We start from the raw sequence: 22459 nt of genomic DNA, 5'->3' as shown, positions 1-22459 counted from the left end.
AAGAGCGACCACCCGGATGGATGATCGCTCTTCAGCGCTTGAGCGTTACAGGGGCGTACGAGACGTCGTACGCGGCCCCGCGAAGGTCTTACTTGACCTCGACGGAGGCACCGGCGCCCTTGAGGGCCTCGGCGGCCTTGTCGGCCTGCTCCTTGTTGACCTTCTCGAGAACCGGCTTCGGGGTGCCGTCGACCAGGTCCTTGGCCTCCTTCAGGCCGAGGGAGGTCAGCTCGCGCACGACCTTGATGACCTGGATCTTCTTGTCGCCGGCGCCGGTGAGGATGACGTCGAACTCGTCCTTCTCCTCGGCGGCCTCGGCGGCCGGGGCGCCCGGGGCGCCGGCGGCGGCCACGGCGACCGGGGCGGCGGCGGTGACGTCGAACTTCTCCTCGAAGGCCTTCACGAACTCGGAGAGCTCGATGAGGGTCATCTCCTCGAACTGGGCGAGCAGGTCTTCCTGGCTGAGCTTCGCCATGATGGCGGTCCTTCCACTAAATCGGCAGGTGCCGGATGTACTGGGTGCGGCGGGCGTACGTCGGGCCCGCATCGACCCTCACCTCATGCGGCGAGGATCGGAAAGCGAGCCGAATTACTCGGCACCGCCCTGCTCTGCCTGCTTGGCGCGCAGCGCGTCCACGGTGCGGACGAGCTTCGACGGGAGCGCCTGGAAGAGCGCGGCAGCCTGGGACTGCTTGCCCTTCATGGCGCCCGCCAGCTTGGCGAGCAGAACCTCGCGGGACTCGAGGTCCGCAAGCTTCTTGATCTCGTCGGCGGACAGCGCCTTGCCGTCAAGGACACCGCCCTTGATGACGAGATTCGGGTTGTCCTTGGCGAAGTCACGAAGACCCTTCGCCGACTCCACCGGGTCACCGGTGACGAAGGCGACTGCCGTCGGACCGTTGAACAGGTCGTCCAGCGTCGTGATCCCGGCCTCGTTGGCCGCAATCTTGGTCAGCGTGTTCTTCACCACGGCGTACTGGGCGTTCTCACCGAGCGAACGGCGCAGCTGCTTGAGCTGGGCCACGGTGAGACCGCGGTACTCGGTCAGCACGGCAGCGCTGGAGTTGCGGAACTGGTCCGTCAACTCGGCCACCGCGGCAGCCTTGTCGGGCCTCGCCATAGAGCCTCGGCCTCCTTCCGGGTGATTCGGACCGCGCGGACCCGAAGGAGGACTGGGGAAAACGAAACGCCCCGGCGCAGGCGCACGGGGCGTAGCTCTACCGGACGCACACACGGAATGCGTGCTCCGGGAACTCTTCCACTGTCACCTGCGCGGGTCGTCCGCAGTTCAGCGGATCCTTCGGCCACCGCGCCCTCATGCGAGCGCACGGCAACGACCAGCGGTCTTTGGCTTCTGTGAGAGGTTACGTGAACGGATCGCTGTCAAGCAAATCCGCTCCCGCGGTGATCAGGCGCCGGACGCCATCTCCTCCATCATCTTGGCGAAGTCCATCGTGTCCTTGGCGGGCGGAGCCGTGACGGTCACCGGCTTGTTGATGTCCGAGAAGGTGACCGTCAGGTCGAGCGGGCCCTTGTCCGCGTCGCCCTTCATGCGGAACTGCTTGGTGTGGTCGTCGCCGTCCACCCACATGTCCATGGTGAACTTGTCGACGCCCATCTCCTCGTACCGCTCGAGGCTCTTCTCGCGCCGCTCGCGGGTGGCCTTGTCCTCGTCCTTGAGGGAGGCGCGGAAGTCGTCGAGGGTGACGGTGCCCGAGTAGCGAGTGGTCTCGACGCCGTCGATCGTCTCGGTGCCGACCTTCTTCACGTTCTTGGAGCCGGTCAGGAAGGACGACTCGGCGGTCGGGTTCTGCTCGGCCTTGCCGGCGCCCGTGAGCGCGTTCAGCTCCTTGTCCTTGCCGAGCGCGGCCATGTCGAGCTTCATCCAGCTCTTGCCGTCCATCTCCTTGGCCATCTCGGCGCCCCCGCCGATGTACATCGCCTTGTCGACCAGACGCATCTCGAAGGTTTCGCCCGCGCCCTGGTCCGGCGCCGTCATCTTCATGCTCATGGAGACGGTGGGCTTGAAGGCCATCGCGGCCTCGCCCTTGACCCGCCCCTGCTCCGGGACCTGGCCGTTCATGGTGAAGCGCAGGGACGTGATGTCCTCCGTCTTCTTCGCCGCCTTGGCGACGGCTGCCGCCGGGGACATCTCCGGCGACTTCTCGGTACCGCAGCCGACGGCGGTACCGGCGAGGAGCAGAGCGGCGAGCCCGGCGACGGGTATGGACGACTTCATATGATTCCCCCCAAGGAATACATGGCTGCTGCACAGGCGCAGCGAGGTCGTGAGCGTATCTCACGGAGCGGGAGTCGATCTCCGAATTTGGCCGGGCGTCAGGAGGTGCCGCCCTGCTTGTGCAGCAGTTCCCTGAAGTCCTGGGTGTCCCCGGCGGGGGGCTTGCCGGTGGTGATCTTCACGCCGTAGTCGTCGTAGTACGCGGTCTGCGTCAGCACGCCCGTCGTCAGCCGGGCCTTCTCGACCTTCTTGGCCAGCAGGTCGCGGTCGTTGACCCAGACGTCGACGGTCTGCGTGGTGACGCCGGCCTGGGTGAGCTGCTTCTTCAGACCGGCGTCGGCGATCCGTGCCACGTCCACGGTGCCCGCGTAGTGGGTGGTGCGCTCGCCGCGCACCGTCTCCTGGCCGACCCTCCGTACGTCCCCCGAGGCCAGCAGGAGCTTCACGCACTGGTTGGGCGTGGTGGTGCGCATCTGGTCCCTCAGGAGGGCACCCGAGCCGCCCGCGAGGCTCTCCAGGTCGTCGTACGCGTACCGGATCCAGTGCCTGCCGTCCGCCTGCTGGGCGAACTTCTCACCCATGCGGGCGTAGTAGGCGTCGGGCAGGTAGCGGGCCTCCATGGAGGTGGTGCCGAGCCGGCGCATGGTGTCGGCCATGGTGCCGCCGGTGTAGGTGATGGTGAGGGTGCCGGTGATGCCGTCGCCCCAGCCGAGGGCGCCGTGGGCCGTCATGGACATCAGCGCGCCCATGCTCGTCGTGGACTCGACGCGGGCGGTCTCGGCCCGGTCGGTGGAGCGTTCGGCGGTGCGCAGGGCGGCCAGGGAGCCGGCGAGTGCGGCGCCCTGTGTGGCGTCCCTGCGGGGCGGGGGGGCCTTCTCGGCGGAGGCACCCGAGGAGCCGGAGGGAGTGCAGGCGGACGCCGCCGTCAGCGCGGCCGCCACCGCGACCGCGAGGCCCGTCCGCCGCATGGTGCTGCTCTTCATACGTCCCCCTGCGTATCGCTGCCTCACGCTAACGCAGCGCGCTGACAGATGTCCCGCAAAGGGAACGGGCCCGGCACCTCGAAAGGTGCCGGGCCCGTGACCGGATTTCGGGTGAGCCGTCAGGCTCAGACCGCGGCCGGGTCCTCCTCGACGAGGAGGTTGCGGGTGCGGTTCGGGTCGACCGGGATGCCGGGGCCCATGGTGGTGCTGACCGCGGCCTTCTTGATGTAGCGGCCCTTGGCGGCGGACGGCTTCAGACGGAGGATCTCCTCCAGGGCCGCGCCGTAGTTCTCCACCAGCTTGGTGTCGTCGAACGACGTCTTGCCGATGATGAAGTGCAGGTTCGCGTGCTTGTCGACACGGAACTCGATCTTGCCGCCCTTGATCTCGGTGACGGCCTTGGCGACGTCGGGGGTGACGGTGCCGGTCTTCGGGTTCGGCATCAGACCACGCGGACCGAGCACGCGGCCGAGGCGGCCGACCTTGCCCATGAGGTCCGGGGTGGCGACGACGGCGTCGAAGTCCAGACGGCCCTTCGACACCTCGTCGATCAGCTCGTCGGCGCCGACGATGTCGGCGCCCGCGGCACGCGCGGCCTCGGCACGGTCACCGGTCGCGAAGACCAGGACCCGGGCGGTCTTACCGGTGCCGTGCGGGAGGTTCACGGTGCCACGGACCATCTGGTCGGCCTTGCGCGGGTCGACACCCAGGCGGAAGGCGACCTCGACGGTGCCGTCGAACTTGGTCGTGGAGGTCTCCTTGGCGAGACGGACGGCCTCGAGGGGAGCGTAGAGCTTCTCCCGGTCGACCTTGGCGTCCGCAGCGCGAAGGGACTTGCTGCGCTTGCTCACTTAAAGCTCCTGTTGAGTCTTAGGAGTCGTGGTCCGGGCCGAGCAGGCCCTTCCACGTTCTGCTGGTCTACGAAGGTGAGGGTCAGCCCTCGACCGTGACGCCCATGGAGCGGGCGGTGCCGGCGATGATCTTCTCGGCGGCGTCCAGGTCGTTGGCGTTGAGGTCGGGCATCTTGGTGGTGGCGATCTCGCGGACCTGCTCGCGGGTGATCTTCGCGACCTTGGTCTTGTGCGGCTCGCCGGAGCCCTTCTCCACGCCCGCGGCCTTGAGGATCATCTTGGCGGCCGGCGGGGTCTTGGTGATGAAGGTGAAGGAACGGTCCTCGTAGACCGTGATCTCCACCGGGATGACCCAACCGCGCTGCGACTCGGTCGCGGCGTTGTAGGCCTTGCAGAACTCCATGATGTTGACGCCGTGCTGACCCAGCGCGGGGCCGACCGGCGGGGCCGGGTTGGCGGCACCGGCCTGGATCTGGAGCTTGATGAGCCCCGTGACCTTCTTCTTCTTGGGAGGCATGCTCTCTCCGGGTCCTTACGTGAGAGGTTGATCGCCGCCTGCGCCCTTCGGACGGTCTCGTCCGGCGGTTCGGATGATTCATCCCGCAGGAGGCATACCGTGCAACGATAGCCGTTGCCCCGGCGGAGAATGAAATCGGGCTGGTCAGGCCACCTGCGCGGACTCCTCCGGCCGCCGTACGGCGCCCCAGCGGACGCCCGCGGCGATCAGCAGGACCCCGTTGAAGCCGCCCGGCAGGACGATCAGCAACATGATCTTCGGGGTGCCGGTCGCCTCGTCGGGGGCGCCCCCCTGCGGATCCCGCGCGTGGTGGCGGGATCCGGATCCGCCGGTGGTCACCGAGGAGCCGCCGCTCCAGCCTCGTCGCGAGGGGCGGTTCCGCCACCACCGCTGCCCGCCGGCCTGGAACTCCCCCCTGCCGCACCGGCGCAACGCCGACGCCCCGGCCGCGGAGGCACTCTCCGGTCCGGGGCGTCCTGGCCGTGTGTGTCGGCCGGAAAGCGTCAGTTCTTCTGGATCTGGTCGAAGGAGAGCTCGACCGGCGTCTCGCGGCCGAAAATCTCGACCAGGCCCTTGACCTTCTTCGAGTCGGGGTTGATCTCGTTGATGGTCGCCTGGAGCGTGGCGAACGGGCCGTCGGTGACGGTGACCGAGTCGCCGACCTCGAAGTCCAGCACCTGGACCTCGACCTTGCGCTGCGGGGCCGGCTTGCCCTCGGCCTCGGCGGCCTCGCGGGCGGCCTTCTCCTCGGCCTCCGGGGCGAGCATCTTGACGATCTCGTCCAGGGTCAGCGGGTACGGGTCGTAGGCGTTGCCCACGAAGCCGGTGACGCCGGGGGTGTTGCGGACGACGCCCCAGGACTCGTTGGTCAGGTCCATGCGGACGAGGACGTAGCCCGGGAGCTTGTTCTGCTTGACCGTCTTGCGCTCGCCGTTCTTGATCTGGACGATCTCTTCCTCGGGCACCTCGGCCTGGTAGATGAAGTCCTCGACGTTCAGCGAGACGGCGCGCTGCTCCAGATTGGCCTTCACGCGCTTCTCGTAGCCGGCGTAGGTGTGGATGACGTACCACTCGCCGGGCAGGCCGCGCAGCTCCTGGCGGAGCTTCTCGATCGGGTCGAGCTCGGGCTCCGGCTCGGTGTCCGCTTCCTCGGCCTCGGCGTCGGTCTCGCCGTCGCCCTCGGTCTCGGTCTCGGCGGCGTCGGCAGCCTCGACCTCGGCGGAGGCCTCGGTGTCCTCGCTGTCCGCGCCCTCGACGGTGTCGAGCTCGTCCTCGACGGACTCGGCACCTTCGCCGCGAGGCTCGACGGCGTCGTTCACGTTCGGGTCAGACACGGTGGCTGCTTCTTCCTGGATACATAGGGGTGGAACATGCGAAAGGAGCGCCGGGTACCTCGGCGCTCTTCGCTCACGGCTCAGCCGAAGACGTACTTGGCGGCGTGGCTGAGCCCATAGTCAATCACGGTGACCAGGCCAATCATGATGACGACGAAGATGATCACCACGGTGGTGTACGTCGTCAGCTGGCTGCGCGTCGGCCAGACGACCTTGCGAAGCTCCGCGATGATCTGACGGTAGAAGAGCGCGAGGCGCTTCAGCGGGCCCTTCTTGGCGCGCTTGCCGCCCTTGCGGGTCTTCTTGCGGGAGTCCGGCGCCTCGTCCTGGGCATCAGGCATGTCGATGGAGCCCACGGCGTCCGTCACTCGTCCTCACCTGATTCCGGGTCGTGGCCGTGCCGCGCCCGGTCTGAGCCGCACGGCGGTGCAATGCTGTACGTACATGCGCACACATCCTGGCGAAGGTGTGTGTAGCAGGGCCGGAGGGACTTGAACCCCCAACCGCTGGTTTTGGAGACCAGTGCTCTACCAATTGAGCTACGACCCTTTGTGTGTCCCCCAACGTACCGCATCCGCCCGGATGCTGGGTGTGCACCGTGAGGGCGCGGCTGCTGAAGGCCAACGAGGTGAGAGTGTACGTGGTCCGCGGCCGGTCGTCGAACAGATAGGGACGGTGGGAGGCGTCGGGCCCGGCAGATCGGCTGAAGATCGCCCTGGCGGCCGGGTGGATCCGGACTGGTGTTCACGGGTTTGCCCGGTGCTGTTCAGTCTGTGAAACCCGCGTGCCGCGCGCGTTTCCGGTCTGGAACGATGGGCTCCATGAGCGCTGCAACCCCTCCCACCGAGCGCCGGGTCTCCGCCCGAGTCGGCGCGATCTCCGAGTCCGCCACCCTCGCCGTGGACGCCAAGGCCAAGGCCCTCAAGGCCGCCGGGCGTCCGGTGATCGGCTTCGGCGCCGGTGAGCCCGACTTCCCGACCCCGGACTACATCGTCGAGGCCGCGATCGAGGCCTGCAGGAACCCGAAGTACCACCGCTACACCCCGGCCGGCGGTCTGCCCGAGCTGAAGTCCGCGATCGCCGCGAAGACGCTGCGCGACTCCGGCTACGAGCCCGACGTCTCGCAGATCCTCGTCACCAACGGCGGCAAGCAGGCCATCTACGAGGCCTTCGCCGCGATCCTGGACCCGGGCGACGAGGTCATCGTCCCGGCGCCGTACTGGACGACGTACCCCGAGTCGATCCGCCTCGCGGGCGGTGTGCCGGTCGAGGTGGTCGCCGACGAGACGACCGGCTACCGGGTGACCGTGGAGCAGCTGGAGGCCGCCCGTACGGAGAAGACGAAGGTCGTGCTCTTCGTCTCCCCGTCCAACCCGACCGGCGCGGTCTACAGCGAGCATGAGACGGAGGCGATCGGCCGCTGGGCGCTCGAGCACGGGCTGTGGGTGCTGACGGACGAGATCTACGAGCACCTGGTCTACGGCGACGCGGCGGCCGTGTCGCTGCCGGCGCTGCTGCCCGAGCTGCGCGACAAGTGCGTCGTCGTCAACGGTGTCGCCAAGACGTACGCGATGACCGGCTGGCGGGTCGGGTGGATCATCGGCCCGAAGGACGTGGTCAAGGCCGCGACCAACCTGCAGTCGCACGCGACGTCGAACGTCTCGAACGTGGCGCAGGCGGCGGCACTGGCGGCGGTCTCCGGTGATCTGGACGCGGTCGCGACGATGCGCGAGGCCTTCGACCGGCGCCGCAAGACCATCGTGCGGATGCTCAACGAGATCGACGGAGTCCTCTGCCCGGAGCCCGAGGGCGCGTTCTACGCGTACCCGTCCGTCAAGGCGCTGCTCGGCAAGGAGATCCGGGGCAAGCGCCCGCAGGACACGGTGGAGCTGGCCGCGCTGATCCTGGAGGAGGCCGAGGTCGCGGTGGTGCCGGGCGAGGCGTTCGGTACGCCGGGCTACCTGCGGCTGTCGTACGCGCTGGGCGACGAGGACCTCGTGGAGGGCGTGAGCCGGATCCAGAAGCTGCTGGCGGAGGCCAGGGACTGACCAGCCACGCACGTGAGCAGCTGACGGCGGGCCGTTTCCCTCGGGAAGCGGCCCGCTTCGTCGTCCGCCCGTGCGAGCAAGACCACGTTCGGTGAAAGCGCTACCGAGGCGGCCGGGGCGTACGGCAGGATCCTCGGATGGAGCGTGTACGTGATGTCTCTGAGCTGCCGAAAGCCCATCTGCACCTGCACTTCACCGGGTCCATGCGACCCACCACCCTGCTGGAGCTGGCCGACAAGTACGGGGTGCGGCTGCCCGACGCGCTGACCGAGGCGCTGGTCAGCGGGGAGCCTCCGAGGCTCCGGGCGACGGACGAGCGGGGCTGGTTCCGCTTCCAGCGGCTGTACGACGCGGCGCGCTCGTGCCTCCGCCAGCCGGAGGACATCCAGCGGCTGGTGCGGGAGGCCGCGGAGGAGGATCTGCGGGACGGCTCGGGGTGGCTGGAGATCCAGGTGGATCCGACGTCGTACGCGCCTCGGCTGGGCGGACTGATTCCGGCGCTGGAGATCATCCTCGACGCGGTCGAGTCCGCGATGCGGGAGACCGGGATCGGGATGCGGGTGCTGGTGGCCGCCAACCGGATGAAGCATCCGCTGGACGCCCGGACGCTGGCCCGGCTGGCGGTGCGGTACGCGGACCGGGGGGTGATCGGCTTCGGGCTGTCGAACGACGAGCGGCGCGGTATGGCGCGCGACTTCGACCGGGCGTTCGCGATCGCGCGGGACGGCGGGCTGCTGTCGGCGCCGCACGGGGGTGAGCTGACCGGGCCGTCGTCGGTGCGGGACTGCCTGGACCTCCTGGAGGCCGACCGGATCGGTCACGGCGTGCGGGCGGCGGAGGACCCGCGGTTGCTGAAGCGGCTCGCGGACAGGGGCGTGACCTGCGAGGTGTGCCCGGCGTCGAACGTGGCGCTCGGGGTGTACGAGAAGCCGGAGGACGTGCCGCTGCGGACGCTGTTCGAGGCGGGCGTCCCGTTGGCGCTGGGCGCGGACGACCCGCTGCTGTTCGGCTCCCGGCTGGCGGCGCAGTACGAGATCGCGCGACGGCACCACGGGTTCACGGACGCGGAACTGGCGGAACTGGCGCGGCAGTCGGTGCGGGGTTCGGCGGCGCCGCAGGACGTGCAGGACAAGCTGCTGGCGGGGGTCGACGCCTGGCTCAGCGCCCCGGTCGCCTGAAGGGCGCGTAGGGCGGATACGGCTTGAAGCGGTCAGCCCTCGATCAGCACCTGGACCCGGTGCCCGCCGCCCGGCTCCGGCACGAGCAGTCGGGAGGGTGCCCACCAGCAGCGAGGGCTTGGACGACGCCTTGCGGCGCGGTCCCCGGCCGACCGCGTGGGCGAGGCAGGTGGCCGTCTCGGCGACGACGTCCCGGCTGCCGACGAGGAAGGACGTCCGGGCGTGGGCGGCGTGCCGCAGCTCGTCCGCGCAGGCCGGCCCGCTCCCGGCGTGCTCGCCAGGAGGCCGCGTACCGGCTGGGCGCGCCTCGTCGGCACACGGTCAGCGGGGCGCCGCGCACCAGCCCGCGCCGTAACCCGGGTTACGCAGCCCGCGTGTGTGGGGTGGGCCCGGGCCGAGCCGGCCGGCTCTCCGGCGCCCTCGCCGGGCCTACCGAGGCCGCACTGAGGGGCCTCTACAGGCTGACCCCCACCGTCACCGGCTCGTTGACCAGCGTGATGCCGAAGGCGTCGCGGACGCCGGCGACGACCTCGCGGGCCAGGGCCAGCAGGTCCTCCGTGGTCGCCTCGCCCCGGTTGGTGAGCGCGAGGGTGTGCTTGGTGGAGATGCGGGCGGGGCCGGTGCCGTAGCCCTTGGTGAAGCCCGCCTTGTCGATCAGCCAGGCGGCGGAGGTCTTGGTGCGGCCCTCCCCCGCCGCGTACGCGGGGGGCTCGGCCTCGGGGCCCAGGCGCTCCTTCACGCGCGCGCGGAACGCCGCGAACTCCTCGGCGGTGAGGATGGGGTTGGTGAAGAAGGACCCCGCCGACCAGGTGTCGTGGTCCTCGGGGTCCAGGACCATGCCCTTGCCGGCGCGCAGCTTCAGGACCGTCTCGCGGGCGGTGGCGAGCGGGACGCGCTCGCCCGGCTCGACGCCGAGGGCGCGGGCCGTCTCGGCGTAGCGGAGGGGGCCCGACAGCCCGTCGGCGTCCTCAAGCCGGAAGCGGACGCGCAGGACGACGTAACGCTCGGGGTGGGCCTTGAAGCGGCTGTGTCGGTAGGAGAAGCCGCAGTCCTCGTTGCGCAGGGTGACCGTTTCGCCGGTGCGGCGGTCGTAGGCGATCACCTCGGTGATCGTCGAGGAGACCTCCTGGCCGTACGCGCCGACGTTCTGGATGGGGGTCGCGCCCGCGGAGCCGGGGATGCCGGCCAGGCACTCGATGCCGGCCAGGCCCGCCTCGACGGTGCGGGCGACGGCGTCGGTCCACACCTCGCCGGCGGCCAGCTCCAGCCGGGTGCCGTCGAGGGAGAAGCCCTTGGTGGCGATGACGAGCGCGGTGCCCGCGAAGCCCTTGTCGCCGATGACCAGGTTCGAGCCGCCGCCGATGAGCAGCAGGGGCGTGCCGGTGTCGTCGGCCTCGCGGACGACGGAGATCACCTCGTCGTCGGTCGTCGCGGTGACCAGCCGGGTGGCGGGGCCGCCCAGCCGGAAGGTCGTCAGCGGGGCGAGAGGGGCGTCGTGGAGTTCCTGCACGGGCCCAAGACTACGAGACGCCACCGACAGCCCCGGCACGCGCGCGTACGGCCCCGCTCGCGGGGAACGGGGCCGTACGCGCGCGTGCCGCTCAGGTCAGGTCAGGCGCCGCAGCGCCTCGGCCCAGCCGACGGGGAGATCGTCGCTGTTCGCGTTCCAGGAGGCGAACTTCACGTCACGCATCTGCGAGGCCAGGCCCCGGGAGGTCGGCGCGTGGGGGCCGGAGTGCGCGAAGGTCTTGAGCGCGTCAGGGGATTCCCAGGCGGACAGCGTCCAGAAGGTGCGCCGCAATGGCTGCGCCCGCAGTGACGCCCCGTAGGCGCCGGGGGCCCGGCTCACCTGCCACCACACACGCGGCGTGCGGAGGAAGAACCGCAGGGCGCCCCACAGGGAGCGCGTCTCGAAGCGGGAGGCGAAGACGTGCACCTCGGTGTCGCGGGGCGGGGTGTCCGGGACGGTCCAGGGGAGAGTGGGCATGACAGCTCCTTCGGATCCGGGTCAGTGAGAGGCCGTTTCGAGGGCGGGCGCCGGCTGTTCCGGGTTCGCGGGCCGTACGGTGGGCCGCCGCCGGGCCGGGATCAGCAGGGCCGCGACTCCCGCGAGGGCGACCACCGCCGAGCCCGTCATCAGAGCGGGCCGCAGGCCGTCGACGAAGGCCTGGCCGGACTCGTAGCCGCCCTGGGCCGAGAAGATCGACGCCATGACCGCGATGCCGAGCGCGCCGCCCACCTCGCGCAGGGCGTTGTTGGCGCCGGAGGCGATGCCCTGTTCGTGGGGTCGGACGCTGGACATCACCAGGTGGGAGGCGGGCGCGAAGAACAGCGCCATGCCGATGCCGCTGATGACCAGGGCGGGCAGCTGGACGGCGTAGGAGGCGTCGGCCGTGGCGACGGTGGCCATGTAGCCGAGGCCGACGGCCTGCAGGAAGAGACCGGCGGCGACGACCGGGCGGCCGCCGATGCGGTCGGAGAGGATGCCGGCGATCGGGGCGACGAGCATCGGCATGCCGGTCCAGGGCAGCATCCTCAGGCCCGCTTCGGTGGGCGAATAGCCGAGCACGCCCTGCATGTACTGACTGAGCAGGAAGATCGAGCCGAACATGCCGAGGAACATCAGCAGACTCGCGGCGTTGATGCCGGAGAAGGAGCGGGAGCGGAACAGCCGCATCGGAAGCATCGGGTGGGCGGCGCGGATGCCGTAGAGGACGAAGCCGGCGAGCAGCGCCGTCCCGGCCATCAGGCCGGTCAGGACCAGGGAGCCCGTCCAGCCGTCGACGGGCCCGCGGACCAGGCCGTAGACGATCCCGAACAGGCCGCCGCTGGCGAGGAGGGTCCCGGGCAGGTCGAGCGGGGCGCCGGTGCCGTACGACTCGGCGAGGCGCAGCCGGGCGAGCGGCAGCAGGGCCAGGCCCAGCGGAACGTTCAGCCAGAAGATCCACTGCCAGGAGATGTGTTCGGTGAGACTGCCGCCGACCAGCGGCCCGGAGGCCACCGCTAGCCCGTTGACGGCGCCCCAGACGCCGTACGCCATGCCGCGTTTGGCGGCGGGCACGGCGGCTGTCAGCAGGGTCAGCGTGAGCGGCATCATGACCGCCGCGCCGGCGCCCTGGACGGCGCGGGCGGCGATGAGGGAGTCGATGCCGGGGGCCAGGGCCGCGGCGGCGGAGGCACCGGTGAAGACGGTGAGTCCGGCGAGGAAGAGCCTGCGGCGGCCGAAGCGGTCACCGAGGGCCGCGCCGAACATCAGCAGGACGGCGAAGGTGAGCGTGTAGGCGCTCACGGTCCACTCCAGGTCGTGCAGGGCGCCGCCCAGGTCCTGGCGGATGGAGGGCAGTGCGGTGGTGACGACGAGATTGTCGAGGGCCGCCATGAATCCGGCGACGCTGGTGATGGCGAGGGCCCAGACGGCTCCCCCGCGTGCTGCGGTCTGCTGTGACATCGCTCCCCCAGAAGTGATGCGCTCGCGATGGATAGTTATTGATCACTAACTTTTGCGCTCACGAAAGACCCATGACACAGACGGCCTTCGCCTCAGTGCTCCAGCCGGCCCTTGGCGCGCGCCGAAGGGTAGAGCCCCTCCCACACCCGGTGCTCGGGAGGAAATCCCATGGCCACCAGGCAGTTGATGAGCATCCCGTACGCCAGGAAGGTCGTCGTCTCGCTGACGTCGGCGCCCAGCGGCAGATGCACGGTGTCCCACAGCCGCATCCAGCCGGCGCGCACCGCCTCGCCGAACTCGTGATCGCCCTCCTGCTCGGCGGCGGCCACCGCGACGTACATCTGCATCTGCATCATCAGCCGCTCGGGCCGCTCCGCGATCACCGTGGTGTAGGCGTTCGCCATGGCGTGCAGGGCCTCCTCGCCCTCCAGCCCTTCGGCGGCCTCCCTGAACGTACGGATGGTGTCCTCCACGCAGCGTTCCGCCACCGCGAGGAAGATTGCCTTCTTGCCCGGGAAGAGCCGGAAGAGGTACGGCTGCGAGACACCCACCCGCTTGGCGATCGCCTCGGTCGACGTGCCGTGGTAGCCGCCACGGGCGAATTCGGCCGTCGCCGCGCGGATGACGCTCTCGCGCCTCTCCTCTGCGCTCATCCTGACCATGCGATGAAAGTTAGTACTCAATCACTAACTAGGTCAAGGGCGGAACGGGTAAGGGGCGCCCCACCAGGGAGAGCGCCCCTTACCTCACAGCTTCGCGACCGCGTCAGGCCAGTCGTACGACCGCCCGCGACATCCCGAGGACCTTCTGTCCGGCGCTGGTCGCCGTCAGGTCGACGCGGACCGTGTTGTCGTCGAGCTTGGCGGCGACCTTGCCGCTGACCTCGATCACGGCCCCCTCGTCGTCATTGGGGACGACGACCGGCTTGGTGAAGCGGACGCCGTACTCGACGACCGCGCCCGGGTCGCCGGCCCAGTCGGTGACCACGCGGATCGCCTCGGCCATGGTGAACATGCCGTGCGCGATGACGTCCGGCAGTCCGACCTCCTTGGCGAACTTCTCGTTCCAGTGGATGGGGTTGAAGTCGCCGGAGGCGCCGGCGTACTGGACGAGGGTGGCGCGGGTCACGGGGAACGTCTGCGCGGGCAGTTCGGTGCCGACCTCGACGTCGGAGTAGGCAATCTTCGCCGTCATGGTGCTCACGCCTCCTCGGCCGCGCGGGCCACGAGCTTGGTCCAGGCGGTCACCACGTGCTCACCGGCCTCGTCGTGGACCTCGCCGCGGACGTCCAGGATGTCGTTGCCGGCCAGCGACTTGATCGACTCGATGGTCGAGGTGACGGTGAGCCGGTCGCCGGCCCGTACGGGGCGGCTGTAGGCGAACTTCTGGTCGCCGTGGACGACCCGGCTGTAGTCGAGGCCGAGTTGCGGGTCCTGGACGACCTGCCTCGCCGCCTTGAAGGTGATCGCGAAGACGAAGGTCGGCGGGGCGATCACGTCAGGGTGGCCGAGCGCCTTGGCGGCCTCCGCGTCCGTGTACGCCGGGTTGGCGTCCCCCACCGCCTCGGCGAACTCACGGATCTTCTCCCGGCCCACCTCATAGGGCTCGGTGGGCGGGTAGCTCCGCCCCACGAAGGACTGGTCGAGCGCCATGGCCCGGCACCTCCTGATGTCAGCTGTGGTTTCCCGAAGTGGGCCGGCGACCGGAACCGACCGGTAACCGGCTGGTCGAAACGCCGCGAGGCCGCCCCCGGCGTTACGGGGGCGGCCTCGCGAACGAGCCTGTTTTATCGCGTTTCGCGGTGCGCGGTGTGCGCGTTGCAACGCGGGCAGTGCTTCTTCATCTCAAGACGGTCCGGGTTGTTACGCCGGTTCTTCTTGGTGATGTAGTTCCGCTCCTTGCACTCCACGCAGGCCAGCGTGATCTTCGGGCGGACGTCGGTGGCAGCCACGTGAGTGCTCCTTGACGAACAGATGGACTGATTTAACGCAAGAAGAGTAGCCGATCGAAGGACCGACCCCGCAATCGGCTACTTTGTGTAGCGGTGACCGGACTTGAACCGGTGACACAGCGATTATGAGCCGCTTGCTCTACCGACTGAGCTACACCGCTTTGATGTGGTCGGACCCGCCTCGCGGCGGGAACCGTCACACCAGAGCCCCAAAACGGAATCGAACCGTTGACCTTCTCCTTACCATGGAGACGCTCTGCCGACTGAGCTATTGGGGCGAGCGATGAAGACATTACACGGTCGGCAGCCGTTCGCCCAAATCCGTTTCCCGGACCCCCGCGCCCGTCCTGGCGCGGACCTCCCAGCGGTCTCGCGGGTTCCTTCCGTCCCCGTCTGTCCGCGGTCCTCCGCACGGCGGACCACGCCGCGGGCGCCGTCTGCCGGTACGGCGGATCGCGCCCAGGCGCACGTCTGCCGACACGACGGAGCAGCCCGTCTGCCCGTCTGCGTCTGCCTCCCGCCACGGCGGACCACGCCGGTACGACTATTGCGCTCCTCCCCGCGACGGGCGTACGGCCGTCCTAGGCTCGACTCACTCTGCGTGACCACGCGTCCTCCGTGCGCAGCCCGAGCCCCTGGAGCACGATGCCCGACAGCCAGCCGCAGCCACCCTCGTCGTCGCCGTCCTCGTCGTCCGGTTCCGCCGAGCCGGCCCCGCTGCTGCTGTGCGGGGCCCGGCTGACGGACGGCCGGACCGTGGACGTACGGCTGGGCGGCGGGCGCATCGAGGCGGTCGGTACGGCGGGCAGTCTGGCGGCGGAGGACGCACGCGCGCGCGTGGACCTCGCCGGCTACCTGCTCCTGCCGGCCCCGGCCGAGCCGCACGCCCACGCCGACACGGCCCTGTCGGCCGACACCGGCGGCCCGGTCTCCAGCGACCCCCAGGACGTCCAGCGCCGGGCGACGGAGGCCGCCCTGCTGCAGCTCGGGCACGGGGCGACCGCACTGCGGGCACACGTGCGCGTGGGTGACGTGCAGGGGCTGGGCGCGCTGACCGCGGTACTGCGGGCGCGGCGGTCGCTGCGCGGGCTGGTGGAGCTGACGACGGTGGCGGTGCCACGGGTGCTGACCGGGGTGGCCGGGGCGGACGGGCTCGCGATCCTGCGGGACGCCGTGAAGATGGGCGCCTCGGTGGTGGGCGGCTGTCCGGATCTCGACCCCGATCCGACGGGTTACGTGGAGGCGGTCCTGGAGGTCGCCTCCGAGCACGGCTGCCCGGTCGACCTGCACACCGACGCCGCCGACCCGGCGCGACTGTCCCGGCTCGCGGCGATGGCGGGCGGACTGCGTCCCGGGGTGGCCCTCGGCCCGTGCGGTGCCCTCGGCCGGCTGCCCTCCGAGGTGGCCTCGCGGACCGCGGACCAGCTTGCGGCGGCCGGGGTGACGGTGGTGTGCCTGCCGCAGGGCGGCTGCGGGGGCGTCGAACGGCGGGGCGCGGCTCCGGTACGGCTGCTGCGCGCGGCCGGCGTGCGGGTCGCCGCCGGGAGCGGCGCGCTGCGCGACGTGTCGAACCCGGTGGGGCGCGGTGACCCGCTGGAGGCGGCGTACCTGCTGGCCTCGCGCCACGGCCTGTCGCCCGAGGACGCGTACGACGCGGTGAGCGTGTCGGCGCGGGCGGCACTGGGGCTGCCCGAGGTGCGGGTTGAGGCCGGTTTCCCGGCGGAGCTGCTGGCGGTGCGCGGCGGCGGACTGGCGGAGGCACTGTCACTGTCGTACAGCCGGGTCGTGGTGCATGAGGGACGTGTGGTGGCGCGGACCAGCGCGGTGCGGGAGTTCTGCAACTCGGCGGCTTCCGCGGAACTGGGGCTGCCGCGGCAGGGGCGGGGGGAGTTGTCGTAGGGCCGTCGCGTGGGTGGGGGCTTGGGCGGCGTGTGGGCATGGTCGGCGTCGTGGGCGTGGTCGGCGTCGTGGGCGTGGTCGGCGTCGTGGGCGTGGTCGGCGTCGTGGGGTCGATGCGGGGTGATCGCGGCGGGGGTGCGGAGTGACCTGACTGCATGGCGTGACTGGTGTGGTTGATGTGGCTAGGTCGCGTGACGGTGCGAAGGTGGGGCGGCTGCGGCAGCGGTGGTGGGCTGAAGGTGGCCTGCAGATGAGGTAGCGGTGGTGGGCTGGAGGTGGCCGTGCGGCAGAGGTAGCGGCCGTCGGCTGGACGTGGCCGTCGGCAGATGAGGCAACGGCCGTGGGCTGTAGGCGGCCGTGCGGCAGATGAGGGCGGGCGGGCGTACGGTCGAAGGCATGCGCATTGTCATCGCTGGTGGTCATGGTCAGATCGCGCTGCGGCTGGAGCGGTTGCTCGCCGCGCGCGGGGACGAGGTAGCGGGGATCATCCGCAAGGCCGAGCAGGCGGACGACCTGCGGCAGGCGGGCGCCGAACCGGTCGTGCTGGACCTGGAGTCGGCGTCGGTGGAGGCGGTCGCGGAGCGGCTGCGGGGCGCGGACGCGGCGGTGTTCGCGGCGGGCGCCGGCCCGGGCAGCGGCGCCGCCCGCAAGGAGACGGTGGACAAGTCGGCGGCGGTCCTCTTCGCGGACGCGGCGGTGCGGGCCGGCGTACGGCGTTTCGTGATCGTGTCGTCCATGGGCGCGAACCCGGCGCACGAGGGTGACGAGGTGTTCGACGTCTACCTGCGCGCCAAGGGCGAGGCGGACGAGTACGTCCGCGGCCTGGACGCCCTGGACTGGACGATCCTGCGCCCCGGCCGGCTCACGGACGACGTCGGCACCGGTTTGGTCCGCCTGGAGGCCCACACGGGCCGCGGCCCGATCCCGCGCGCCGACGTGGCCGCCGTACTGGCCGAGTTGGTGGACACACCGGCGACGGCCGGTCTGACGCTGGAACTGGTCACGGGGTCGACGCCGGTGTCCGTGGCGGTGAAGTCGGTGGCGGGCAATTAGGGCCTGGGACCTCCTGGTTGCGGGGGCGAGACCCACTCCTGGTTACAGGGACGAGACCCGGCACAGGCGCAAGACCCGGCCCAGGGGTGGGGCCTAGAACAGGGGAAGCTGTCCCGGGAACTCGGGGACGACGTACCCGTCCAACGACGGCTGCACGCCGCCGACTTGAGCGTGCCGACGCGATCCGGGGCAGGAGGTCAGATCGCCGTTCTCCCGAGCGCCGGGCGGGTCGTGACGCGCGTACCGCCCGGCGACTACGGCGATCTCGCGGCGGCACTCGGGGCAGGGTCTGCGACGGGACGACATGGGGCCAGTGTGCCCCCGGCCTCGGTGCCCGTACCGCCTGGCTCGTGGCGGCGTGATTCTCGACAGCCTGCTGGAGCAGTTGGACGGGGTGCCGGAGGCTCGACGGGAGCGTGAGCCACGTCACCGCGCCGCTCCCTTCCCCGCATACGAAGAGACCCCCTCCGCTCTGCGTCTCCGCAGATCAGAGGGGGTATCCTCAAGTGTGGCGGCGCCAGGATTCGAACCTGGGAAGGCTGAGCCGGCAGATTTACAGTCTGCTCCCTTTGGCCGCTCGGGCACACCGCCGGGGTTGCTGCCGTTCGAACCGCCTTTCGGCGGTGCTCCGTGGCAACGACGTAAACAATACCCGATGTGGAGGGGTGCTTCGCCACCCGATTGATCGGCGACCGGAGGGCGGGGGGGGTGGCTAGGCTTGTCCGGATGCGGCCCGGGACCCTGCCGGGCCCGGCGGCCGCCCGCGTACGCCGGTACGCACCCGGAACGCACCCCGATTCGCACCCCGATACAAGGAGCCACAGGACATGGCCGACTCCAGTTTCGACATCGTCTCGAAGGTCGAGCGGCAGGAGGTCGACAACGCCCTCAACCAGGCCGCCAAGGAGATCTCGCAGCGCTACGACTTCAAGGGCGTGGGTGCCTCCATCTCGTGGTCCGGCGAAAAGATCCTGATGGAGGCCAACTCCGAGGACCGGGTGAAGGCTGTCCTCGACGTCTTCCAGTCCAAGCTGATCAAGCGCGGTATCTCGCTGAAGGCTCTGGACGCGGGCGAGCCCCAGCTCTCCGGCAAGGAGTACAAGATCTTCGCGACGATCCAGGAGGGCATCTCCCAGGAGAACGCCAAGAAGGTGGCGAAGATCATCCGCGACGAGGGCCCGAAGGGCGTGAAGGCCCAGGTTCAGGGTGACGAGCTGCGGGTCAGTTCCAAGAGCCGCGACGACCTGCAGGCCGTCATCGCCCTGTTGAGGGGCAAGGACTTCGACTTCGCGATGCAGTTCGTGAACTACCGGTGAGTCGCTGAGGTCGGCTGACGCGCCGTCGGACCCGGGACGAGGAAGGGTGGGCACCCGCTGGTGCCCACCCTTCTCGCCTGCTGGCCGCGGTCCTGGGGCGCGATCAGTCGCGCGAGTGGCCGAACAGGAGACGGTAGGCGATCAGGAGCACCAGCGAGCCACCGATCGCCGCGGCCCAGGTGGCGCCGTCGTAGAAGCCCTTGGTGATCGGATGGTCCAGCCAACGGGCCGATATCCAGCCGCCGACGAACGCCCCCGCGACGCCGATCAGGGTCGTGCCGACCAGGCCGCCCGGGTCGCGGCCAGGCAACAGGAACTTGGCGATGGCTCCGGCCAGCAGTCCGAGGATGATCCAGCTGATGATCGTCATGCCGTGAACCTGTCCTTTCACGCCGTGCCGAACCGCTCCGGCTCGCTCCGGGCTGTGGTCGCTCCCGGCGAACCGTCGCTCGTGCGCCGTGCGGTGCGCGTTCCCGCGTGCGTCGGTCCTGCCGCACGCGTTCACGCCGTCCTGGGTTGGAGGACGTACCGCATGCACCCGGCGGTTGCGCCGATCAGTAGGGTGCGGTCCATGACAGGACCCGCTTCCGAACTGCGGCGCACCCTCGGGGTGGGCGACGCGGTGGTGATCGGCCTCGGCTCGATGGTGGGGGCCGGCATCTTCGCCGCCCTGGCGCCCGCGGCGCACGCCGCCGGGTCGGGACTGTTGCTCGGTCTCGCGGTCGCCGCCGTGGTGGCGTACTGCAACGCCACGTCGTCGGCGCGCCTGGCCGCCCTGTATCCGGCCTCGGGCGGCACGTACGTGTACGGACGTGAGCGGCTCGGTGAGTTCTGGGGCTACCTCGCCGGATGGTCGTTCGTGGTCGGGAAGACGGCGTCGTGCGCGGCGATGGCGCTCACCGTGGGCGCGTACGTCTGGCCGGAACAGGCGCACGCCGTGGCGGTCGCGGCCGTGGTGGCGCTGACCGCGGTCAATTACGGCGGCGTCCAGAAGTCCGTTTGGCTGACGCGGGCGATCGTGGCGGTGGTCCTGGCTGTCCTCGCTTCCGTGGTGGTGGTGTGTCTGGGGTCGGGCCAGTCCGAGGCCGGACGCCTGGACATCGGCGCCTCGGGCGGTGCGGGCGGGATCCTGCAGGCGGCCGGTCTGCTGTTCTTCGCGTTCGCGGGGTACGCGCGTATCGCGACTCTCGGTGAGGAGGTGCGGGATCCGGCGCGCACCATCCCGCGCGCGATCCCGCTGGCTCTGGGCATCACGCTGGCGGTGTACGCGTGTGTGGCGGTGGCTGTCCTTTCCGTGCTGGGCTCGGGCGGTCTCGGTGACGCGGTCGCTCCGCTGGCGGACGCCGTGCGGGCGGCCGGGGTGCCGGGGCTGGCGCCGGTGGTGCGGGTGGGCGCCGCCGTGGCCGCGCTCGGTTCGCTGCTGGCTCTGATCCTGGGTGTGTCGCGGACGACGCTGGCCATGGCCCGGGACCGGCATCTGCCAGGGGCGCTGGCCGCCGTGCATCCGCGATTCCAGGTGCCGCACCGGGCGGAGCTGGCCGTGGGTGCGGTGGTCGCGGTCCTGGCCGCCACGGTGGACGTCCGGGGCGCGATCGGGTTCTCCTCCTTCGGTGTGCTGGCGTACTACGCGGTGGCCAACGCCTCCGCCTGGACGCTGGACGCGGCTGTGGTGGCCCGGGTGGTGCCGGCGGTGGGGCTGCTCGGCTGCGTGGTGCTGGCGTTCTCGCTGCCGAGCGTTTCGGTGGTTGTGGGCGCGGCCGTGCTGGCGGTGGGTGTCGTGGCGTACGGCGTGCGGCGGTGGACGGCCGGGCGGGGCGCGTGAGCCTCTAGGTGTATTGCCCCGAGGGGCAGTGGCGCGGTCGCCTTGGCGAAGGCTGCTGCACGCCACCTCGCCGCGGTGGCCCCGTTGCTGCCTGAATGCGGGGAGGGGCCGACCTGGCCTGTCCGGAACGGTCAGGACGGCTGTGCCGGCGCCGTGCGTATCCGGAGGTCGGCGTGAGTCCGCTGCTCCTGCTGCTTGTTCCGGCGGTGTCCGACCCTGCGACGGACTTCAGGCGAGAAGTCCAGCCTCGCGGGCCGGTGTTGTGGTCTGGTCGCCGTTCGTGTCGGCAACCGCGCGGTCTCGGTCATGCGTTCATCATGCGGGCCGCCGCTGACAAGCGGGCCGACCTGTGGACAACTCCGCGGCTGTGGACCGACCGCGGCCGGTCTCACCAGCGCTTTTCGAACGGCTCGTCCGTGCGCACGATGTCGCGGCCCAGCGGGAGCAGGGAGACCGGGATCAGCTTGAAGTTGGCGATGCCGAGCGGAATGCCGATGATCGTGACGCACAGCGCGATGCCGGTGACGATGTGGCCGAGGGCCAGCCACCAGCCGGCGAGGATCAGCCACAGGACGTTCCCGATGCAGGAGGGCGCGCCCGCGTCACGGCGTTCGACCGTGGTGTACCCGAAGGGCCACAGGGCGTAGATGCCGATACGGAAGGCCGCGATCCCGAACGGGATGCCGATGATCGTGATGCACAGCAGCACGCCGGCGAGCAGGTAGGCGAGGAACAGCCAGAAGCCGCTCAGGACGAGCCATATGAGGTTCAGGATGGTCTTCACTGCTGGTGACCTGCCATCTTTTCGAGCCGGGCGATACGGTCCGCCATCGGCGGGTGGGTGGAGAACATCTTCGAGAAGCCCTGGCCCGGGCGGAACGGGTTCGCGATCATCATGTGGCTCGCGGTCTCGATACGGGGCTCGGGGGGCAGCGGGAGCTGCTTGGTGCCGAGTTCGAGCTTGCGCAGGGCGCTGGCGAGGGCGAGCGGATCGCCGGTGAGGTGGGCTCCGGAGGCGTCGGCCTCGAACTCTCTGGAGCGGCTGATGGCCAGTTGGATGAGGGTGGCGGCGAGCGGACCCAGGATCATGATCAGCAGCATGCCGAGGAGGCCTGGTCCGTCATCGTCGTCGGAGCGGCCGATGGGGATCAGCCAGGCGAAGTTGACCAGGAACATGATCACGGAGGCGAGGGCGCCGGCGACGGACGAGATGAGGATGTCGCGGTTGTAGACGTGACTGAGCTCGTGGCCGATGACGCCGCGCAGCTCGCGCTCGTCCAGGAGGCGCAGGATGCCGTCGGTGCAGCACACGGCGGCGTTGCGGGGGTTGCGGCCCGTGGCGAAGGCGTTGGGGGCGTCCGTCGGGGAGATGTACAGGCGCGGCATGGGCTGGCGGGCCTGCGTGGAGAGCTCGCGGACCATGCGGTAGAGCCCCGGCGCCTCGAACTCGCTGACCGGGCGGGCGCGCATGGCGCGAAGCGCCAGCTTGTCGCTGTTCCAGTACGCGTACGCGTTCGTGCCCAGCGCGATCAGGACGGCGACGACGAGCCCCGCACGGCCGAAGAAGCTGCCGATGACGATGATGAGGGCGGACAGTCCCCCGAGGAGTACTGCGGTCCTGAGCCCGTTGTGCCGGCGGTGCACGGTACGCCCTCCAAGTGGTGCGGCAGGGGAGCCCCTTCTTGCTGGTCTGCGGTGCCCACTGGTGTCGTGGTGTCACGTCCAGTGGACCCTCCCGTACTGGTCAACGCCAGGCGAGAAGCGCTGGTTCCCTGGTGGGTACGGCGGCACGCGTGGACCGTCCGGGTGACGGCGACGGC

26 protein-coding genes and 4 tRNA genes are annotated in these 22459 nt (G+C 70.4%); 6 read left to right on the top strand and 24 right to left on the bottom strand.

From position 1 onward, the window contains the following. Positions 1-88 precede the first annotated feature (88 nt). The 10 genes from rplL to ACFPZJ_RS31515 all read right to left on the bottom strand — a co-directional run bounded on the left by rplL (position 89) and on the right by ACFPZJ_RS31515 (position 6473). Positions 89-475, bottom strand: coding sequence for a 50S ribosomal protein L7/L12 (gene rplL, locus ACFPZJ_RS31560; protein ID WP_381028780.1), 387 nt, complete (start codon positions 473-475; stop codon positions 89-91). Between the two features lie 114 nt (positions 476-589). Further along, positions 590-1120, bottom strand: a complete 531-nt coding sequence (gene rplJ, locus ACFPZJ_RS31555) for a 50S ribosomal protein L10 (RefSeq protein WP_381028778.1) — start codon at positions 1118-1120, stop codon at positions 590-592. 288 nt (positions 1121-1408) lie between these two features. Continuing rightward, a complete protein-coding gene (locus ACFPZJ_RS31550; protein ID WP_381028776.1) occupies positions 1409-2239 on the bottom strand; it encodes an SCO4651 family lipoprotein in 831 nt (276 codons plus the stop codon). Between the two features lie 98 nt (positions 2240-2337). Then, positions 2338-3222, bottom strand: a complete 885-nt coding sequence (locus ACFPZJ_RS31545) for an SCO4651 family lipoprotein (protein WP_381028774.1) — start codon at positions 3220-3222, stop codon at positions 2338-2340. Positions 3223-3347: 125 nt separating this feature from the next. Beyond that, complete coding sequence (gene rplA / locus ACFPZJ_RS31540) at positions 3348-4073, bottom strand: 50S ribosomal protein L1 (protein WP_381028772.1); 726 nt, start codon at positions 4071-4073, stop codon at positions 3348-3350. An 82-nt stretch (positions 4074-4155) separates the two neighbouring features. Continuing rightward, positions 4156-4590, bottom strand: a complete 435-nt coding sequence (rplK, locus tag ACFPZJ_RS31535) for a 50S ribosomal protein L11 (RefSeq protein WP_019525223.1) — start codon at positions 4588-4590, stop codon at positions 4156-4158. A 144-nt stretch (positions 4591-4734) separates the two neighbouring features. Continuing rightward, positions 4735-4929: a hypothetical protein gene (locus ACFPZJ_RS31530; protein ID WP_381028769.1), complete on the bottom strand. Its 195-nt coding sequence runs from the start codon at positions 4927-4929 to the stop codon at positions 4735-4737. Between the two features lie 164 nt (positions 4930-5093). Beyond that, positions 5094-5924 carry a transcription termination/antitermination protein NusG gene (nusG, locus tag ACFPZJ_RS31525; protein WP_381028767.1) on the bottom strand — a complete coding sequence of 277 codons (831 nt, stop codon included), beginning with the start codon at positions 5922-5924 and terminating at the stop codon, positions 5094-5096. Between the two features lie 80 nt (positions 5925-6004). After that, positions 6005-6292: a preprotein translocase subunit SecE gene (secE, locus tag ACFPZJ_RS31520; protein WP_381028765.1), complete on the bottom strand. Its 288-nt coding sequence runs from the start codon at positions 6290-6292 to the stop codon at positions 6005-6007. 108 nt (positions 6293-6400) lie between these two features. Further along, positions 6401-6473: transfer RNA gene (locus ACFPZJ_RS31515), tRNA-Trp, on the bottom strand. Between the two features lie 272 nt (positions 6474-6745). On the opposite strand from ACFPZJ_RS31515, the gene ACFPZJ_RS31510 reads away from it, so the two are divergent. Then, positions 6746-7972, top strand: coding sequence for a pyridoxal phosphate-dependent aminotransferase (locus ACFPZJ_RS31510; RefSeq protein WP_381028762.1), 1227 nt, complete (start codon positions 6746-6748; stop codon positions 7970-7972). A gap of 137 nt (positions 7973-8109) precedes the next feature. Continuing rightward, positions 8110-9150 carry an adenosine deaminase gene (locus tag ACFPZJ_RS31505; RefSeq protein ID WP_381028759.1) on the top strand — a complete coding sequence of 347 codons (1041 nt, stop codon included), beginning with the start codon at positions 8110-8112 and terminating at the stop codon, positions 9148-9150. 454 nt (positions 9151-9604) lie between these two features. Here the strand turns inward: ACFPZJ_RS31505 and ACFPZJ_RS31500 are convergent, their stop codons facing one another. The 9 genes from ACFPZJ_RS31500 to ACFPZJ_RS31460 form a co-directional block, all read right to left on the bottom strand. Next, entirely contained in the window at positions 9605-10660 is a 1056-nt protein-coding gene (locus tag ACFPZJ_RS31500; protein ID WP_381028756.1) for a UDP-N-acetylmuramate dehydrogenase, read from the bottom strand. A gap of 96 nt (positions 10661-10756) precedes the next feature. Then, positions 10757-11137: a DUF3291 domain-containing protein gene (locus ACFPZJ_RS31495; protein WP_381028754.1), complete on the bottom strand. Its 381-nt coding sequence runs from the start codon at positions 11135-11137 to the stop codon at positions 10757-10759. A gap of 21 nt (positions 11138-11158) precedes the next feature. Continuing rightward, positions 11159-12598: an MFS transporter gene (locus ACFPZJ_RS31490; protein WP_381028751.1), complete on the bottom strand. Its 1440-nt coding sequence runs from the start codon at positions 12596-12598 to the stop codon at positions 11159-11161. A gap of 92 nt (positions 12599-12690) precedes the next feature. Beyond that, positions 12691-13260, bottom strand: a complete 570-nt coding sequence (locus tag ACFPZJ_RS31485) for a TetR/AcrR family transcriptional regulator (RefSeq protein WP_381028748.1) — start codon at positions 13258-13260, stop codon at positions 12691-12693. A 103-nt stretch (positions 13261-13363) separates the two neighbouring features. Beyond that, on the bottom strand, positions 13364-13792 hold the full coding sequence (locus tag ACFPZJ_RS31480) for a MaoC family dehydratase (protein WP_381028745.1): 429 nt from the start codon (positions 13790-13792) through the stop codon (positions 13364-13366). A 5-nt stretch (positions 13793-13797) separates the two neighbouring features. Continuing rightward, the gene (locus ACFPZJ_RS31475) at positions 13798-14250 is read right to left on the bottom strand and encodes an FAS1-like dehydratase domain-containing protein (RefSeq protein ID WP_381028742.1); all 453 of its coding nucleotides are present in this window, start codon (positions 14248-14250) and stop codon (positions 13798-13800) included. Between the two features lie 134 nt (positions 14251-14384). Next, positions 14385-14549 carry a 50S ribosomal protein L33 gene (gene rpmG / locus ACFPZJ_RS31470; RefSeq protein WP_003948671.1) on the bottom strand — a complete coding sequence of 55 codons (165 nt, stop codon included), beginning with the start codon at positions 14547-14549 and terminating at the stop codon, positions 14385-14387. 88 nt (positions 14550-14637) lie between these two features. Then, positions 14638-14710 (bottom strand) — tRNA-Met (locus ACFPZJ_RS31465). 44 nt (positions 14711-14754) lie between these two features. Further along, positions 14755-14827 (bottom strand) — tRNA-Thr (locus tag ACFPZJ_RS31460). A 367-nt stretch (positions 14828-15194) separates the two neighbouring features. Between ACFPZJ_RS31460 and ACFPZJ_RS31455 the strand changes: the two genes are divergently transcribed. Together ACFPZJ_RS31455 and ACFPZJ_RS31450 are read left to right on the top strand one after the other, a co-directional pair. Beyond that, positions 15195-16448: an amidohydrolase family protein gene (locus tag ACFPZJ_RS31455; RefSeq protein WP_381028740.1), complete on the top strand. Its 1254-nt coding sequence runs from the start codon at positions 15195-15197 to the stop codon at positions 16446-16448. A 396-nt stretch (positions 16449-16844) separates the two neighbouring features. Beyond that, a complete protein-coding gene (locus ACFPZJ_RS31450) occupies positions 16845-17501 on the top strand; it encodes an SDR family oxidoreductase (protein ID WP_381028737.1) in 657 nt (218 codons plus the stop codon). Between the two features lie 93 nt (positions 17502-17594). Here the strand turns inward: ACFPZJ_RS31450 and ACFPZJ_RS31445 are convergent, their stop codons facing one another. Beyond that, a complete protein-coding gene (locus ACFPZJ_RS31445) occupies positions 17595-17807 on the bottom strand; it encodes a hypothetical protein (protein ID WP_381028735.1) in 213 nt (70 codons plus the stop codon). Between the two features lie 203 nt (positions 17808-18010). Next, positions 18011-18092, bottom strand: a tRNA-Tyr gene (locus tag ACFPZJ_RS31440). A 236-nt stretch (positions 18093-18328) separates the two neighbouring features. Between ACFPZJ_RS31440 and ACFPZJ_RS31435 the strand changes: the two genes are divergently transcribed. Further along, complete coding sequence (locus ACFPZJ_RS31435) at positions 18329-18817, top strand: YajQ family cyclic di-GMP-binding protein (RefSeq protein ID WP_381028732.1); 489 nt, start codon at positions 18329-18331, stop codon at positions 18815-18817. Positions 18818-18920: 103 nt separating this feature from the next. Here the strand turns inward: ACFPZJ_RS31435 and ACFPZJ_RS31430 are convergent, their stop codons facing one another. After that, complete coding sequence (locus ACFPZJ_RS31430; protein ID WP_381028729.1) at positions 18921-19187, bottom strand: GlsB/YeaQ/YmgE family stress response membrane protein; 267 nt, start codon at positions 19185-19187, stop codon at positions 18921-18923. Between the two features lie 201 nt (positions 19188-19388). On the opposite strand from ACFPZJ_RS31430, the gene ACFPZJ_RS31425 reads away from it, so the two are divergent. Then, positions 19389-20639, top strand: coding sequence for an APC family permease (locus ACFPZJ_RS31425; protein WP_381028727.1), 1251 nt, complete (start codon positions 19389-19391; stop codon positions 20637-20639). Between the two features lie 388 nt (positions 20640-21027). Here the strand turns inward: ACFPZJ_RS31425 and ACFPZJ_RS31420 are convergent, their stop codons facing one another. Together ACFPZJ_RS31420 and htpX are read right to left on the bottom strand one after the other, a co-directional pair. Further along, positions 21028-21423, bottom strand: a complete 396-nt coding sequence (locus ACFPZJ_RS31420; protein ID WP_381028725.1) for a YccF domain-containing protein — start codon at positions 21421-21423, stop codon at positions 21028-21030. Next, on the bottom strand, positions 21420-22283 hold the full coding sequence (gene htpX / locus ACFPZJ_RS31415; RefSeq protein ID WP_381028722.1) for a zinc metalloprotease HtpX: 864 nt from the start codon (positions 22281-22283) through the stop codon (positions 21420-21422). The genes ACFPZJ_RS31420 and htpX overlap by 4 nt, the downstream gene beginning before the upstream one ends. Positions 22284-22459 lie beyond the last annotated feature (176 nt).

Origin of the sequence: Streptomyces bullii, from assembly GCF_042657145.1 — a bacterium.
Lineage (GTDB): Bacteria > Actinomycetota > Actinomycetes > Streptomycetales > Streptomycetaceae > Streptomyces > Streptomyces bullii.
Note: the sequence above shows the minus strand (reverse complement) of the source record. Positions and strands in the feature narration are given on the sequence as shown.

Coding starts and splice junctions, on each gene's coding strand:
- ACFPZJ_RS31550 (WP_381028776.1), bottom strand. CDS start 2,239: ATGAAGTCGTCCATACCCGTCGCCGGGCTCGCCGCTCTGCTCCTCGCC.
- rplK (WP_019525223.1), bottom strand. CDS start 4,590: ATGCCTCCCAAGAAGAAGAAGGTCACGGGGCTCATCAAGCTCCAGATC.
- ACFPZJ_RS31435 (WP_381028732.1), top strand. CDS start 18,329: ATGGCCGACTCCAGTTTCGACATCGTCTCGAAGGTCGAGCGGCAGGAG.
- ACFPZJ_RS31425 (WP_381028727.1), top strand. CDS start 19,389: ATGACAGGACCCGCTTCCGAACTGCGGCGCACCCTCGGGGTGGGCGAC.
- rplL (WP_381028780.1), bottom strand. CDS start 475: ATGGCGAAGCTCAGCCAGGAAGACCTGCTCGCCCAGTTCGAGGAGATG.
- ACFPZJ_RS31445 (WP_381028735.1), bottom strand. CDS start 17,807: ATGTCGTCCCGTCGCAGACCCTGCCCCGAGTGCCGCCGCGAGATCGCC.
- ACFPZJ_RS31480 (WP_381028745.1), bottom strand. CDS start 13,792: ATGACGGCGAAGATTGCCTACTCCGACGTCGAGGTCGGCACCGAACTG.
- ACFPZJ_RS31485 (WP_381028748.1), bottom strand. CDS start 13,260: ATGGTCAGGATGAGCGCAGAGGAGAGGCGCGAGAGCGTCATCCGCGCG.
- ACFPZJ_RS31450 (WP_381028737.1), top strand. CDS start 16,845: ATGCGCATTGTCATCGCTGGTGGTCATGGTCAGATCGCGCTGCGGCTG.
- ACFPZJ_RS31490 (WP_381028751.1), bottom strand. CDS start 12,598: ATGTCACAGCAGACCGCAGCACGCGGGGGAGCCGTCTGGGCCCTCGCC.
- ACFPZJ_RS31430 (WP_381028729.1), bottom strand. CDS start 19,187: ATGACGATCATCAGCTGGATCATCCTCGGACTGCTGGCCGGAGCCATC.
- ACFPZJ_RS31510 (WP_381028762.1), top strand. CDS start 6,746: ATGAGCGCTGCAACCCCTCCCACCGAGCGCCGGGTCTCCGCCCGAGTC.
- ACFPZJ_RS31505 (WP_381028759.1), top strand. CDS start 8,110: ATGGAGCGTGTACGTGATGTCTCTGAGCTGCCGAAAGCCCATCTGCAC.
- ACFPZJ_RS31475 (WP_381028742.1), bottom strand. CDS start 14,250: ATGGCGCTCGACCAGTCCTTCGTGGGGCGGAGCTACCCGCCCACCGAG.
- ACFPZJ_RS31545 (WP_381028774.1), bottom strand. CDS start 3,222: ATGAAGAGCAGCACCATGCGGCGGACGGGCCTCGCGGTCGCGGTGGCG.
- ACFPZJ_RS31495 (WP_381028754.1), bottom strand. CDS start 11,137: ATGCCCACTCTCCCCTGGACCGTCCCGGACACCCCGCCCCGCGACACC.
- rplJ (WP_381028778.1), bottom strand. CDS start 1,120: ATGGCGAGGCCCGACAAGGCTGCCGCGGTGGCCGAGTTGACGGACCAG.
- ACFPZJ_RS31455 (WP_381028740.1), top strand. CDS start 15,195: ATGCCCGACAGCCAGCCGCAGCCACCCTCGTCGTCGCCGTCCTCGTCG.